The sequence below is a fragment of the Micromonospora sicca genome, assembly GCF_003172935.1.
Taxonomy (GTDB): domain Bacteria; phylum Actinomycetota; class Actinomycetes; order Mycobacteriales; family Micromonosporaceae; genus Micromonospora; species Micromonospora sicca.
In genome coordinates this window covers 1-14,138 of record NZ_QGKS01000169.1, presented here as the reverse complement: position 1 = coordinate 14,138, position 14,138 = coordinate 1, and the positions used below count along the sequence as shown (strand labels likewise).

Genomic DNA, 14,138 nt, shown 5'->3' with positions numbered 1-14,138 from the left:
GCGAACCCGCAGCTACAGCAACTTGTGGCGACGCGCGAAGTCGGGGAACTGCGCTCCCGTGCAAGGCAACCTGGCACCCGTGGAGCGCAGAGCGTCGATGAGATTTCCCGTGCTCACCGCGGTCTGCTTCCCGTCGCGGCAGGCCCGGGCCAGCAGCCAGATCGTTCCGTGCACTTCCGCCTCATGAGCACGAGCCACCCGCGTGGCTTCCCGGTCGTCAGTGATGGCGATGCCGCCGCGCAGCTCCGCAGCGGCAATGACTGATGCCTCTCCGAGGTCACGGTCGCCTGCTCCGATCCGGGTGGCCCACTTCGTGAAGCATCTGATCTCGTTGAGGGTGTCCAGTTGAGCAACGCTGAGCCAGTCCACCTCGCAGGTCGCGGCCAGAGCGGGATAGGCCGCAGCTCCTGCACGCAGCTCTTCGATCACGACCCTGGTCGTCCAGCACTCTGCATCGACGAGCAGGTGCTGGAGCACATCAAGTCGGTCCGCCAGGGTGAAGTGGCTGAGACACATGGTGTCGAGCACCAGCACCCGAGCCGCTGTCGACGGCAGGCTCACGGCTCGATCTCCAGCTCGCCGCTCTCGGGCAGGTCCGACTCGGCGATCTGTCCGTGCATCAGTTCGACCGCTCGCACCCGGGTGATCCAGCCACCTCGCCATGCCTCCATCACGGCATGGGCGTAGCTCGGAGGCACTCGTACCGAGAAGAGATCCGGTTGGGGAGCCCACCCCAGCGCTTCCATGAATTCAGCATGTGTCGGGCGAGACTGGCTCCAGGCGGCACGCGTCGCGGTGTCGATCAGCCTTGACCGGACGGCCTGCCGAAGCGCCAGTGACCACGACACCCGGTATCGGGCGGCAACCTCCACCAACCGGTCGCGGGTCAGGCCGCCGGGTACCTCCTGCTGCCCGCCCAGCACCGATACGGGCAACAGCAACTCCGCGGCGAACGCGTCGATAGCGGCCTCCCGATCAGCTCGGGATGCGTGCACGCCAAGATCGCTCGAATACTCATCACCGATGACGAGATGGCCCAGCTCATGTGCCGCGGTCGCGCGCCGCCGACCCGGATCTCCGGTGGTGCTGACCACTGCCGCCGCGACGTCACCGTCAACCAGCGACGCTCCATCCCCAGGCACATCGGTAACGAGGATGAACTGTCCCGCGCGCTCGCACACCTCTACTACGCTGTCGATCGGTCCGTCCCCGAGGCCGAGCTGCTGGCGCACCCAAAGCGCCGCCTCTCTGGCCTGCGCCTCAGACGCCACGGCGCCGGGATATCGAAGCACCGGTCGGCTCCGCAGCACGCCATGACTGATCAGCTGTCGTAGCTCGCGCAACCACTCGGTAAGCGCGATCTCCAGCCGCTGCGATGATCGCGCCACCTGGGAGTCGCTGTCCTCGGTGATCTGAGCGGACCGGCGGGAGAGCACCTCCGGCTTGGGCTCGATGAGGTAATCCATCGAGACGCCGAGTGCCGACGACAACTTGAGCAGCTCAAAGGCGTCGAGACGCCGAGTGCCTGCCTCCACCTTGGCGAGCATCGTGCGGTCGAGGCCCACGGCGCGAGCCAGCTCGTTCTGGGACATCCCCATCGACAGGCGCACCTGACGCACCTGCTCGCCGACCGCACTCCACTCCCGGTCATCAACCATGGTGCGATAATCGCACACATCGGCGGCCGAATGGGTCAACGCAAGGAACGTCAGGGTTCACGCATCCACGTCTTCGGATCAGTGATGAAGATGCCCTTGCCCTGCTGCCGCCGGATCACCCGCAGCGCTTCCAGCCGGACATAGACCATCTGGATGGTCGATGAGCTGACCCCGAAGCGGTCAGACATGTCAGCGATAGAGGGCAACTTGTCCCCTGGCTGGACCTTTCCGCTGCGCAGGTCACTGATGATCTCGTCCGAGATCCGGATGTAGTCCGGTGTCTGTGGCATGGCACTCCTCGCGTGGCACGCCAATTTGATCACGACACGCACTGGCCAGACAACCGAGCGTTGCCTTCCGCTACTTAGGCATATATGGTTGATCGCGAGTCGCACCTCGCGTGGCAACGAGTTCGGCTCATCCCCCTGGTCGGGGCGGGTGCGCGTGCCCGTCCCGACCCACCGGACTGCTCCGCTGTCGTACCGCTGATCTGAGCTGCGGCGGCGGAGCGGGCGGGCCGTCCGCGGCCGGCATGCGGACGGCCCGCCCTTCCAGACGCACCGAAAGGACCTACCCCGCTCCCGCCTGCCCAGGAAAGGACCGCCGTGGCCCAGATGTATCGAGGCGGCCAGCTCTACGGGACCGGTCACCCGGCCCGGTTGACGCCGCACGAGGTGCGGACCCGCACGTTCGACCCGCGTCGGCGCGGCACCGACCCCGATCAGGTACGCGAGTTCCAGGCCCAGGTGGCCGACGAGCTGAACGACCTCCACCAGGAGGTACGGATGCTCAGCCAGGAGAACGACCGGCTCAAGCGGGCGCTGCGCGACTGGCAGACCATGCACGCCCGGGAGTGCCGGCCGCCGCAGGAGTACCACACCAACGAGGGCCGCTGGTAGCCGTGCGCCCCTCCCCCGGTGACCTGCTGATTATCGACGGCCGGGCCTCGGTGCAGTTCGCCGGGGACCGCGCCCTGACGCTCCGCGTCGTGTCGGTCTGCGACCGGCCGACGTACTCCGGTTGGGTCTGGCTGACCGGCTACGTCATCAATCGCGCCGGCCGGGCAACCGCCAAGCGCGAGGTCTACGTCCAACTCTCCGGCCTCCGCCCCGCCACCAGCACCTCGACCCCGAAACGCTCAAGTGCTGCCCGCCCCTATGATTCGCGAAATGACCAAGGTGACGGCAGAGCAGCTCGCAACCGCTCGGGGCTGCGTGCTCGGGCTGATGCTCGGTGACGCGATCGGCGCGACGGGCGGCAACGTGCCGGCGTCCGGGCCGCTCTTGGCGACCAGCGCCGGACAGCTCGCCTGCTTCACCATCGACGGCCTGATCCGCGCCCACATCCGGGGCATGCACAAGGGGATCTCGTCTCCGCCCATTGTTGTCTGGCGGTCATACACCCGCTGGGCTGCCATCCAGGGCATCCCTGGGTTGAAAGTGTGGGACGAGGCGGATTGGCCGAACGGCTGGCTGACGAAGGTGCCGGCGTTGGCGGAGCGGCGCGGCTCAGCGCCGGCAACGGTCGCGACGTTGCAGGGCCAGACCATGGGCTCCATCGACAAGCCGGCCGGCAAGAGCATCGGGGCGCACGCTCTCACCCGTACCCTGCCGGTCGCCCTGGGCCGTCCGCTGGACCCCGCGGCCATCGCCGCACTCACCCACGGCGGAGAAGCGTTAGCCGCTGCCAGGCTCGGCGTGGAAATCGTTCGCCTGGTGGCTTCGGGTGAGCACCTCGATGCCGCCGTTGACCGGGTGCTTCCGGCGGACGAGGAACGATCAGAGGGGGCGGTACGGTCGCTGGCTCTGGCACTGGCCGCCGCCCGGTCACGGCCCGGCCAGCGATCCGAGCTGGCTCGCCTCGCGCCCGACGCGAAGGCGGCGTCGGCACTGGCCGGTGGGCTCTACGTGGCCCTGTCCTTCCCCGATCGGAAGTCGATCCGCGACGCGCTCTTGTTCGCTGCCTCGGCCAACGACGGCGGTCATGTGGCGACGGTGGCTGGCACCCTGCTGGGTACGACGCACGGGCCCGACGCGCTTCCGGTCGACTGGCTGTCCCGGCTGGAGTTGGCCTGGCCGGCCGACACCCTGGCCCGCGACTTCGTCACCGAAATCGAGGACAGCCCGTCCGGAGGCGACTACGTCCCGGCAACCGACCCACACTGGTGGAGCCGCTACCCCGGCGGCTGATGGTCGATGACCCCTGGTCTACGTTGCGGCTGAACGACGTTGCTGGTCGCCATGCCTCGGCTCGTCACCACCTGGTGCGCGGCCTTGATCGTCGGAACGACCGTTCCGAGCAGGTACGGCGCGCTGGTCAGCCGCCCCCAGTGGTCGGTCAACCTCATGGCCGACGGATGAGTGAATGCGGCGACGAGCGTATCGACGCCCGCGATTCGCGCCTGCTCAAGGTGCGGTGCAATCTGACGACGGCGACTCATGAGCGCCGTGAGCGCCTTGTAGACCTCGACACCCTGAACGATGCACAAGGTCGGCTCGAGGATCGTGATCGTCGCTGCCATGTGAGGGGCGCAGTTCCGGCTCATCGTCGCGTTACCCAGCGACTTGGTCGTGCCGTTGACAACGGCGGAGCACAGCCGCATGTTGGCCATGGCATAGGCATCGAAGAGGTGTACCAGGAAGCGGGCGCCTTCCAGACGTAGGTGTTCGCCGTCCCGATCGGCCCCGGGGTCACGCCCGACGGCGAGCCGCAAGGCGCTGGTGACACCGCGCATATGAGGGTTCCGCGCGGTGAACGCCAGGCTGGCGGACTGCATCACCTCGGCGTGGCGCTCCTTGAGCGTCACGCCCTCTCGTGCCCGCCCGGTCTCCATGGCGATGACCAGGGTGCGCGTCGGCAGCCCGTTGATCATCAGGTCGAAGTGGTGACCGACGTGCGACAGCTGCCCCGCGGCGAACGCAGCGTCCGGTTGGGAAGCCGCGTGGCGGCCGCCCAGGACACTCTGCCGGCAGCTGCCGAGCCTCGGGCAGACGCACTGTCCGGATGGTCCCAAGACATGCTCAGCCATGTACTGACCGAGCTTGTCGATCCGTCTGGCGGTGGCGACGGTATCGCTAGCGATGGTCACGTCGACGGTTGCTCCGGTAAGGCCGGGGTGAGGGCCGGATCGCTGGAGGCTCCCGCTCTGGGACTGGGCGGGTTTTCGCTAGGGACATCGCTCACCGCTCCGACGAGCGTATCGCGAAGGAGTGCGGTCTCCTTCTCGCTCGGCGGCCTGGCCGAACCGGCATGCCATTCGACGACCAACCGCTGCCCCGAGGGCAGCGAGTACATCCGCACCGCCCGGCTGGGCACCACTGACTCGTAGTCCGTGCCGCCAAATCCCAGCTTGCCCGCCTCCCGTAGCCCGAGCGCCTGGGCGACGTCATCCCACGGTCGGCCGAACGCGAACACGTCCTGCACCGGCAGCTCTGCGATCGGCTGCCACACGAACTCCTCGATGACCTCTGGCGGCGGCTCCAGCGGAGCCCTGATGGACTTCGAATGCCACGGGTAGCACTCGAAGATCAACAGGTCACGGTGATCGGCGCTTGGCTCCTGGAGCCACCGGCGGGTGAACTCAAGGCGATCCTGGTAGTACTGGTTGCGGCCCATCTCATGGGGCAGGGTCCAGGGTGGCCGGTTGTACGGGCATGTCGTGGCCCATCTGCTGTACGAGAAGTTCTTCTTGATCTCCTTTGCGAAGATGCCGTCCCGCCCCTGGAAACGGGAGTGAAACTCACCGGGATTCAGGCCGAGCACCACCATCCGCGGCGTGTGCTCCAGACCGAGAAGGCCACCGTGGTACGGCTCCGGAAAACCCTCACGGGTCACTTCGCCGGGACCGACACCCACATAGGAGTCGAACCAGCCCTCCAGCCATGGCGGTAGTTGATCTTCGCCGTTGAGCCACGCCGCGATGTGGGCGTCCCATAAGGCCGCAACCCGCTCCCGTGCCGAGGTCGTCATGACGAAAAGCTAGCGATGAGCCTCTGGCAAAGCCAGGACGCAACGCGAACAATTCAGGATGTGACCGAGAAGTTGCACCAACTGGCAGAGCTGCTGCGGGCCCGCGACGACCTGAATGCCGCAATAGCGGGGTTGACCGGGCGGTCCGCCCGGCAGGGCGACATCGGGGAGTTCGTGGCGGCACAGATCTTCGACATCCAACTCGCCGGGAACGCCGTCCAGGCCGGACACGATGGAACGTTCAGATCGGGCCCATTGGCCGGCCGGACCGTCAACGTCAAGACCTACGGCGATGCCTTCACCGGCCTGGACATCAGCCCACATGGCTGCGACTTCTACCTGATCTTCAGCGGGCCACGACGGCCCGCCGGCGTCGTGCATCATCAATGGCAGGTCTCTGCCGTCTACCTCTTCGACACCCTCCGCCTGCTCGACACATTGAACCGCCGAGGCGTTAAGATCGGCATAGCGACCAGCATTCGGCGGGCGGACCTCGACGCGGCCCAGATCTTCCCCGACACAAACCCGGCATCCCCGCTGCGTCTGACGTCCGCACAGATCACCCTGTTATCGCTCTTCGGCTCGCAGGTCGCTTCCCGTCCCGCCGCCGACCAGCCAGGCAGTGATATCAACTGCCAGGATTCTTGATGTCATCGGAGCTGACTCGCTGCCGCCAGAGAGGTCCCTGACCATGCCACGAACGAACCTGCACATCGACGACGACCTGCTCGCGGCAGCGTCGAAGATCCTCGGTACCACGACGAAGAAGGCGACGGTCAACGCCGCTCTTGAGGCCGTGGTCAACCGGGAGAAGCGACGCGAGTTCGCCGACTGGCTCAAGACCGGCGGGCTTCCCGACCTGACCAGCCTGGGTGGTGCCTCCCGGCGCAGTTGAGTGATCGGAGCGATCAACCCCAGAAGATCGCTGTCGGGTCCCGATCGAGTTCGTCGAGAAGGTCCGCCATGTTGCTTGTGGGCGGGATCAGGTCGTACCGATGGAACCGGAGGTTGCGGTCCCGGTAGTACAGCGTCCAGGTCCCGGTGTTCTTGGTGTACCGGAGGCGCGCGACGGGAAGCCGCGTCCACTCCGACCCCACGTCGGCTCGCCACGGGGCCCGACACTCGACGATCGTCAGGTGGCGGGCCGCCTCCTCACACTCAATCCGCACCTGGTCACGGAGCCGCTCCGGGACACGCTGGTGGCACCACTGACGCGCCTGGGCCACATCCCCTTCCGGTAGCCCCTGAGGTGCCGCCATTTCGACCTCCCGCCAAATCAAGTCGACCAGCGCGGCGCGTCAGGACGCGGCCACCGCGCTGCGGTGAGCGTTGACGACCCAGGCGTCTGGTAGGGCGATCCATTCGTTGTCGCCCACCCGCACCACCGCACCGTCCAGCTTCGGCAGCAGCGCCGGATCCTCCATGGGGCAGAGCAGCCACACGCCCCCCGCCCCACCGCGCGCCGCGTCGGCCAGCTCGTAGAGCCGCTCCATCGCCCGGTACCGCGCCAATACCGCCGCGTCGTGCAGCAGCACCGGCCCCGCCTCGGCCGACAGCTCGGCGCGCAGCTCCGGCGCGGCCAACTGCCACGCCCGCTCGACGTACTCGCCCAGCTTGATCGCGCCCCTGGAGCCGGGCGGCGCGATGTCCGCCCCGACCACCGTCTCCCAGGTCGGCTTGGGGTGCGCGTCGACCAGGGCGTGCAGGTGGCCCAGGAAGCGGGCCGCCACGTTGACCGGACGGGCGTCGAAGCGCCGGACCAACTCCTCCCGCGCCAGGCCGTACCGGGACAGTCGTACCGTCAGCGCCCGGAACCCGCCGGAGGACCTCGCGCCGGTCAGCCGCTCCTCGGCTCGCATCGCCGCCGCCAGCTCCGGCGACTCGGCCGTCCACCGGCTCGGCGCGACGGTCACGGACGGGCGCCGCTGCATGATCGACATGGAGGACGACGCGTTGCGGGGCGGCGGCGGGACGTACCGGTCGCGGTCCCAGCGCAGCTCGAAGCCGGCCTCGGCGAGCAGCCGGTCCAGCTTCGGGTGCGGCGGCAACGGATCCAGCTCCGGGAAGCGCGTCCGCACCCGTTGGGTCACCTGCTCCGGCGTCAGCCCGCGACCCCCGTCGGGCGAGGCGGCCGGGGGCACCACGCCGGCCTGGGCCAGCCGCAGCGCGCGTACCGGATCGAGGTCGCGCGGGTAGAGCTCCAGCCGCGCGGTCGCGGCGGCCCGCTCCGAGGCCACCGCGGCGAGCAGCACCCGTCGCCGCTCGTCGATCGCGTCGGCCGCGCCGCCGGGCGCGGTCACCGCCGCGAGGGTACGCAGCACCGTCGCCGGGCTGGGCAGCACCTCGCTGGCGGCGAGCTTGTCGGCGGCCTTGCCGAGCGCGTCGGCGTAGTCGAGCAGCGCCGGCGCGGCCGGGGTGTCCGGCGCGTCGTCCTCGCCGGCTTCGAGGGCCACCAGCAGCCGGTCACCGCGCGGGTGCGGCTTGCCGTTGATGTCGGCACGGGCGTGCCGGCGCAGCAGCAGGCGCGGCTCGTCGGCGAGCGCGTCGACCTCCACGGCGGCCCGTACCGCGGCGACCGCCACCGCGAGACGCAGCGCGTCCCCGGTACGCACCGAGCCGCGGCTGCTCAGCAGGGCCGCGGCCAACTCGGCGACGCCCATCACCCGGCCGCCGTCGCGCAGCAGCTCGATGATCTGGGTACGCACGCTGCCGACCACCGGGATGTCGTCCCAGCGCTTGCGCTGCTTGCCGAGGATCTGCGCGATCCGGGCGGGAGTGACACCGAGCGGCTTGGCCACCTGCGGGTGCTGCGGCCACAGCGGCAGGTCCGGCAGGGCGCCGGTGGCGTCGGGCAGGTGCAGCGCCAGCCGGGTGGCCTCGACGTCGTTGGGGTTCCGGCTGGCCGGGACGAGCAGGGTGGCGATAGCGTCCAGTCCGACGCGTACCAGATCGGGGTCGCCGTCCCCGGCGGCGGCCTCGGAGGCCACCTCCTCCGTCGCTGCCTTGCGGGCGGCGGGCGTGGTGGGAATGGTCTCCCGCTCCCCCAGCCGGCCGCGCCACTCCTTGACCCGGCGCTGCAGCTCCTGGCGGGTCTTGGCGCCCAGGCCGGGCAGGTGGGCGAGCTTGTTGGCGACGGTGAGCAGCTCGCCGACGGTGGTGGCGTCGAGGCGGTGGGCGGCGGAGACGGCGCGCGGGGTGAGCCCGGCGGCCTCCAGGGCCGTCGCGCGGGTCGCCTTGGTGGCGGCCTCGTCGCGGGCGGCCTCGGCGGCCTTCTCGTCCGGTTCGTCGGCCTCGATCTCGGGGTGGTCGGTGCCGACGGGGGCGCTCGCGTCGGAGCGGCGGAACACCTGCTGCCAGGCGTCGCGCATGTCCTTGAGCGAGGCGAACCGCTGGCGGTGGTCGCGGTGCAGGGCACGCTGGAGGAAGTCCACCAAGCCGTCGCGGATCGCCGGGTCGAACGCCTCGACGGCGAGCACCGGCGGGCCCTCGGTCAGCTGCGGCTCGGTTCCGCCGTCACCCCACACGGGCAGCTCGCCGGAGGCCATCTCGTGCAGGGTGACCCCGAGGGCGTACCACTCGGCGTGCTTGTCGTAGCCGGGCCGGTTCGCGGTGCCGAGGAACGGGTCGAGGTAGCGCGGGGTGCCGGCGGCGATCTCCTTGACCGAGACGCCGGCCAGGGAGAAGTCGAAGAGCACGAGCTGCTTGGTGCGGTTGGGGCGCACCCGGATGGCGATGTTGTCCGGCTTGATGTCCCGGTGGTAGACGCCCTCCCCCTCCAGGTAGTCGAGGGCGCCGAACAGGTAGTCGCTGTAGGTCTCCAGCTCGTCGACGGTGAGCCGGCCGTCGTCGCGCAGCTTGCGGGCCAGGGTGCGGTCACCGGCGTGCTCCAGCACGACGACCGTGCGGGTGCCGATCTGCAGCGGCTCCGGCCGGGCCAGCCGGATCACCCGCGAGTCGGTGAGCGGGCCGAGCACCCTCGCCTCGTGCGCCAGGCGGGCGCCCTTCTCGTCGGAGAGCCCGACCTTGAGCACCTCCTCCCGGCGGGTGCGCTCGTTGAAGCCGAGGAACGCCCGGCAGGTCGAGCCGGTGCCGAGGCTCCGGACGATCTTCCACTCGCCGACCCGGTCGCCGCCGCGCGCCTCGAGGGGGTCGACCTGCTCGGGCTCAGGCTCCTCCGGGTGCACCGACGTCGGCGGCGGTGCGGTCAGCTCCTCCTCGACCACCTGGAGCATTTCGACGAACTCGGCCACGGTGGTCAGGCGCTGGGTCGGCACCGGGGCGGTGGCCGCCTGGATCAGCTCGTCGGCGAACTCGGTGATTCCGTCGGCGATCGCGGAGGCGCGTAGCCCGTTGTCCCGGGCCAGCCGGGTGAGCAGCTCGGCACGCTTTGCGGCCGGCGGCTGGCCGGTCAGGATCAGGTAGCTCAACGCGCCCAGGCCGAAGACGTCCATCGCGACCGCGTCCGGCTTTGGCGCGGTCAGCTCCGGCGCGAGGTACGCCTCGGCCGAGCGCTCGATGTGCGTGGCCGCGTGCGTGGAGAGGGTGACCGGGTCGCCGCTGCTGCCCCCGCCGCTTCCGTCGACCCCGCGGGTCGCCGCCTGCCAGTCGCTGAGCTGCAGCTGAGGAGTCAGCCAGGCCTCGTCCTCGCTGCCACCCCGCCGCCGGCGTCCCGGGCTGACCAGGACGCTGCGCGCCGACAGGGCGCGGTGGTGCAGCCGCCGACGGTGCGCGTACGCCACCGTCTCGGCGAGCTGGCGGATCATCGCCAGCCGGCTCAGCGCGTCGAGGCGGTCGCCGTACTGGGCCATGTAGTGGTCGAGGCGGATCGAGCGGGGGTCGTACCGGAAGATCAGCGCCGGCCCGGCCTCGTGCGACTCCATCGAGTCGACCTGGACGATGCCGGGGTGATTGATGCCGTGCAACACCTGCATCTCGCGCTTGGCGGCGCGTTCGATGCTCGCCCGCTCGGCCTGCACCGCATTGCGCTCGACCAGGTAGATCCGGATCCGGCGGCGCTCGCGTTCGAGGTCGCGGTGGCGGGCCTCGTGGTCCTGCCAGGTCGGCCCGATGTCGAACGGGCGGGGGGCCAGCTTCCAAGCGCCGATCTCGTAGTGCCGGCGGCTGCGGGCGATGCCGACCTCTTCCAGCAGGCCCGGCAGCGCCGCGGACATCTCCTTGGTGACCCGCTGCTGCTCGTCCTGCGGCGGGCGCTTCAGGATCGAGCCGATGGTCGGCAGCTGGCCCGGCTGGTGGCCGGGCGCCGGCTCAGGGCCGTAGATGTTGTGCAGGTGGTAATCGGAGAGTTCGACCTGCAGCCCCGGCTTGGACAGGAACACCGCCGCCTGCACGAAGGGAATCTTGACTGGCTTGCCCTTGCGGCGGGCGGCGGCGACCTGGAGCAGGGACTTGAGCTTCTTCGCCTTCATGTCCGCCAGGTGGAGCGGATTGTCGAAGGTGCGGGTGCCGCTCGGCCCGTTCAGGATCCAGTTCGAGCCGCTGGAAACCAGCCGTCCGTTCAGGCTCTTGATCTCGATGAGGTAGAGCCCGCCCGGTCCCGCCACCAGCAGGTCGACCTCGTAGGGGTGACCGGTCTGGGCGGTGAAGGTGAAGTTCGACCAGGCCCGGTAGGGCTCGGTGTCCGGCAGCAGCGCCTGGACGTACGCCAGCGCCTCCCGCTCGTGCGCGAACTGCGACGGCGTGATCGTCGTCCACCGACCCTCCTGCATGCGAGAGATCCTAAGCTCACGCCGCACCGAGCCCGCTCACCGGACCGAACCGGGCGGTGCAGCACCAGGGCGAAAGCAGGCGGTCTCGCGACCGCCTGCCCGCCTGACCCGGCTCACCGGACAAGCAACTCCTCGACCTGCAGCGTCGACTCGGGCTGGGCGGCCGTCGGCACGGTACGCCCGCCGGACCAGAGCACCCGGGCGACGATCCCCGGCGCGAAGAGCCCCGGCGGCGGGGTCATCAGGTTCGCGACGCTGAGGAAGCGCCGCCCGACGACGGCGTGCCGCGCGGCGGCGACGTGCAGCCGGGCGACATACCCGTTGAGGAAGCGGGTCCGGCGGCTGCGTGGCCCGACCACCGTCGGGTAGCGCAGGTCGGCGCCGACCGCCATGTCCCACGGCACGTCCACCACCTTGGCCGCCCCGGCGAAGAAGCGGCGCGGCAGCTCCCGCCGGCCCTGCCGGAGGCAGTCGCGCAGCACCATCGCCTCCACCGCGGCCACCGTCATGCCCTGCCCGTACGCCGGGTTGAAGCTGCACACCGCGTCGGCGACCGCGATGAAGCCCTCCGGCAGCCGGGCGAGGTGCTCGTAGCGCCGCCGCACGCTGGTGGGCAGCCGCATTCGCTTCGGCGGGCCGAGCGGTTCGGCCCGGCTGAGCAGCGCGTGCAGTTCCGGGGCGGGCAGCCGGCCGGCGAAGGCGAGGAAACCGTCCGGGTCGACCGGCGGGGCCTGGCCCGGGCCGACGCCGAGCAGCGTCACCATCCACCGGTCGCCCTCGGCCGAGATGGCCACCCCGCCGTACGGGGCAGCCGGCGACGGGCTGCTGATGAAGGCGGCGAAGTCGGCGTCGCCCGGGGTGCGGCGGTAGTCGCGGGAGACGTACACGGTGCCGGGATCCACCCGGTCCTCGACGGCCGGCTGGTAGCCGAGCTCGGCGAGCCAGGTGGGGCCGCGGTTGCCGCGACCGGTCGCGTCCACCACCAGGTCGGCGTCGTGGTGCTGCTCCTCCCCGCCCCGGGGCAGGATCCGCGCGCCGGTGACCGTGCCGCCGTCGGCGTCGGCGAGCAGCCCCAACGCCTCGCATCCGTCGTGGATCTCCACGTTCGGCAGCGCGCGGACCCGGTCCCGGACGTACCCCTCCAGTGCGCGCCGGCTGACGCACAGCCCCTGCAGTCCCGAGGCGACCCGGGGGATCCGGTGGCCGTCGTTGACCCAGAGACAGTCCCGCTGGATGTCGATGGCGAGGGCGCCCTGGCCGGTCAGGTCGGCGGTCAGGCCGGGGAAGAGCTCCTCCAGGACCTGGCGGCCCCGGGCGAGCAGGCCGTGCGAGTGCTCGCTCTGCGGCACGCCCTTGCGGTCGGCGACCTCCGCCGGCAGCTCGTCCCGGTCGAAGACGGTCACCTTCGTGTACGACTCGCTCAGGACCCGCGCGGCGAGCAGCCCGCCGATGCTCGCGCCGAGGACGATCGCCCGCCCGGTCTCATTCGTGGTGGACACGGTTGACTCCGTTTCTTCACATTGGTGTCCTCAGTGAGCGGCACGACGGGCGGGGCGGAAAGGCGAATTGACGGACGGCTAGCTGACACACGTTTCCCCGTGAGCCGTTCCGACCTTCTCCAGCCCGTCGAAGGCGGGACTCGCAGCGGCGAAATTCCCTGCTCACAGCCGGTTTCCGGCCGCTGTCGACAGGCGTGGTGAGCGATATCTCAGTCGTTTATCGGTCAATCTGATTCGGTTTTCAGAACGCCGAAAGGATGACGGTGCGACCAGGCCGACCGGCTATTCCAGGAAGGCCGAAAGGTGACGCCTGCGGGCGATCGTCCGAGGCGCCGGTCGCGCCGGCAGCGGCGCCGGGACGCGAGTGGCGGCACCGCTTCGGCGGTGAAGGCGAGGTATCAGCAGGAGTCGCAGGCGCCACTGACCGGAAGCTGGACGAAGCAGGTCGGGCAGAGCGGGCGCCGGGGCTGCGGCGTTCGCGCGCGGACCGCCGCTGCAGCCTCGGCGACAACGCCGGCTGCCCACCGTCCGGGGGCAACGGCGCGCCGAAGCGGCGGTAACAGGCCAGGCGCGAAACAGCGGCGTGCTCCTCCCGCGCCATCTCGTTCTCTGCGGCGGGCTCACCCCATACTCGGAGCACCTCGTCGTACCCTCCGCCCACCATCCCGTCGTCTACCCGGACGACGAGGGCGGACAGCGGCGGCTCGCCACGGCGGCGCGACTCGTGGATCACCCGGTTGAGCACCTCGCCGATCCAGTTCTGCAGCAGCGCGGAGGTTTGGATGCCTGAGGCGGCGAAGAGCCGGTCCCGCAGCTCACCGTAGGTGATCGTGGCGTGGTAGGTCTGCGCGATGCCGATCAGAATGTCGTACGCGTGGACTGCCCAGATATCCCAAGCTTCCCGGGCTGCGATGCGCTCGCCGTTGTCCCGCCAGTACCCGCGCTCTTCCGCCACGGTCGCCTCCTTCCGGGCCGGACCATGAGTGGCGGACCCGAGGGCAGCGTACGGGCGAGGTGACGGTTCCCGCTCGCCCGCACGCTGACCGATACCGCTGGCGGCGCCCCGGCTCGGGCTAGATCCTTGGGTTCGAGAATCTGAACAACTGAGTCAGGTTTTCAGGCTGCGGTTTTGAGTCGTGCGCGGGCGATGTAGTCGTCGACGTGGTGGTCGATGGCGGCGAGGGCTTGACGCAGGTCGGGTGGCGCTTGGGGCTGATCGGCGGCGAGGAGTGGTCGCAGGAGGCGGTTGTTGAGTTTGGTGTAGAAGATCGCCAGGCGTTGCCCGT

13 protein-coding genes are annotated in these 14,138 nt (G+C 70.1%); 4 read left to right on the top strand and 9 right to left on the bottom strand.

Translation table 11 applies throughout. The annotated features are described in order from the left end of the window. Positions 1 to 12: 12 nt before the first annotated feature. From DKT69_RS08885 to DKT69_RS08875, 3 genes are read right to left on the bottom strand one after another with little or no spacing between them, the layout of a single operon-like run. Positions 13 to 534, bottom strand: coding sequence for a PIN domain-containing protein (locus tag DKT69_RS08885; protein ID WP_109801098.1), 522 nt, complete (start codon positions 532 to 534; stop codon positions 13 to 15). Positions 535 to 557: 23 nt separating this feature from the next. Beyond that, positions 558 to 1,697: a helix-turn-helix domain-containing protein gene (locus DKT69_RS08880; RefSeq protein WP_236647412.1), complete on the bottom strand. Its 1,140-nt coding sequence runs from the start codon at positions 1,695 to 1,697 to the stop codon at positions 558 to 560. A gap of 11 nt (positions 1,698 to 1,708) precedes the next feature. Then, the gene (locus tag DKT69_RS08875; RefSeq protein ID WP_109801097.1) at positions 1,709 to 1,948 is read right to left on the bottom strand and encodes a winged helix-turn-helix domain-containing protein; all 240 of its coding nucleotides are present in this window, start codon (positions 1,946 to 1,948) and stop codon (positions 1,709 to 1,711) included. 324 nt (positions 1,949 to 2,272) lie between these two features. Between DKT69_RS08875 and DKT69_RS08870 the strand changes: the two genes are divergently transcribed. Then, positions 2,273 to 2,557, top strand: coding sequence for a DivIVA domain-containing protein (locus DKT69_RS08870; RefSeq protein WP_109801113.1), 285 nt, complete (start codon positions 2,273 to 2,275; stop codon positions 2,555 to 2,557). Positions 2,558 to 2,827: 270 nt separating this feature from the next. After that, a complete protein-coding gene (locus DKT69_RS08860; protein WP_201749550.1) occupies positions 2,828 to 3,847 on the top strand; it encodes an ADP-ribosylglycohydrolase family protein in 1,020 nt (339 codons plus the stop codon). Here the strand turns inward: DKT69_RS08860 and DKT69_RS08855 are convergent. Continuing rightward, positions 3,832 to 4,746 (bottom strand): hypothetical protein, encoded by a 915-nt coding sequence (locus DKT69_RS08855; RefSeq protein WP_109801095.1) that lies wholly within the window; start codon positions 4,744 to 4,746, stop codon positions 3,832 to 3,834. The genes DKT69_RS08860 and DKT69_RS08855 overlap by 16 nt on opposite strands. Then, positions 4,743 to 5,627 carry an anti-phage DNA glycosylase Brig1 gene (gene brig1 / locus DKT69_RS08850; RefSeq protein WP_146231007.1) on the bottom strand — a complete coding sequence of 295 codons (885 nt, stop codon included), beginning with the start codon at positions 5,625 to 5,627 and terminating at the stop codon, positions 4,743 to 4,745. The genes DKT69_RS08855 and brig1 overlap by 4 nt, the downstream gene beginning before the upstream one ends. 60 nt (positions 5,628 to 5,687) lie before the next feature. Between brig1 and DKT69_RS08845 the strand changes: the two genes are divergently transcribed. Together DKT69_RS08845 and DKT69_RS08840 are read left to right on the top strand one after the other, a co-directional pair. After that, positions 5,688 to 6,275: a hypothetical protein gene (locus tag DKT69_RS08845; protein ID WP_146231006.1), complete on the top strand. Its 588-nt coding sequence runs from the start codon at positions 5,688 to 5,690 to the stop codon at positions 6,273 to 6,275. A gap of 43 nt (positions 6,276 to 6,318) precedes the next feature. Continuing rightward, the gene (locus DKT69_RS08840) at positions 6,319 to 6,522 is read left to right on the top strand and encodes a type II toxin-antitoxin system VapB family antitoxin (RefSeq protein ID WP_109801092.1); all 204 of its coding nucleotides are present in this window, start codon (positions 6,319 to 6,321) and stop codon (positions 6,520 to 6,522) included. Between the two features lie 13 nt (positions 6,523 to 6,535). Here the strand turns inward: DKT69_RS08840 and DKT69_RS08835 are convergent, their stop codons facing one another. The 4 genes from DKT69_RS08835 to DKT69_RS08820 form a co-directional block, all read right to left on the bottom strand. Further along, the gene (locus tag DKT69_RS08835) at positions 6,536 to 6,886 is read right to left on the bottom strand and encodes a DUF3024 domain-containing protein (protein ID WP_109801091.1); all 351 of its coding nucleotides are present in this window, start codon (positions 6,884 to 6,886) and stop codon (positions 6,536 to 6,538) included. 39 nt (positions 6,887 to 6,925) lie between these two features. Continuing rightward, a complete protein-coding gene (pglW, locus tag DKT69_RS08830) occupies positions 6,926 to 11,353 on the bottom strand; it encodes a BREX system serine/threonine kinase PglW (RefSeq protein ID WP_109801090.1) in 4,428 nt (1,475 codons plus the stop codon). A 113-nt stretch (positions 11,354 to 11,466) separates the two neighbouring features. Next, complete coding sequence (locus DKT69_RS08825; protein ID WP_109801089.1) at positions 11,467 to 12,852, bottom strand: FAD-dependent oxidoreductase; 1,386 nt, start codon at positions 12,850 to 12,852, stop codon at positions 11,467 to 11,469. A 241-nt stretch (positions 12,853 to 13,093) separates the two neighbouring features. Further along, a complete protein-coding gene (locus DKT69_RS08820; protein WP_201749549.1) occupies positions 13,094 to 13,807 on the bottom strand; it encodes a hypothetical protein in 714 nt (237 codons plus the stop codon). Positions 13,808 to 14,138 lie beyond the last annotated feature (331 nt).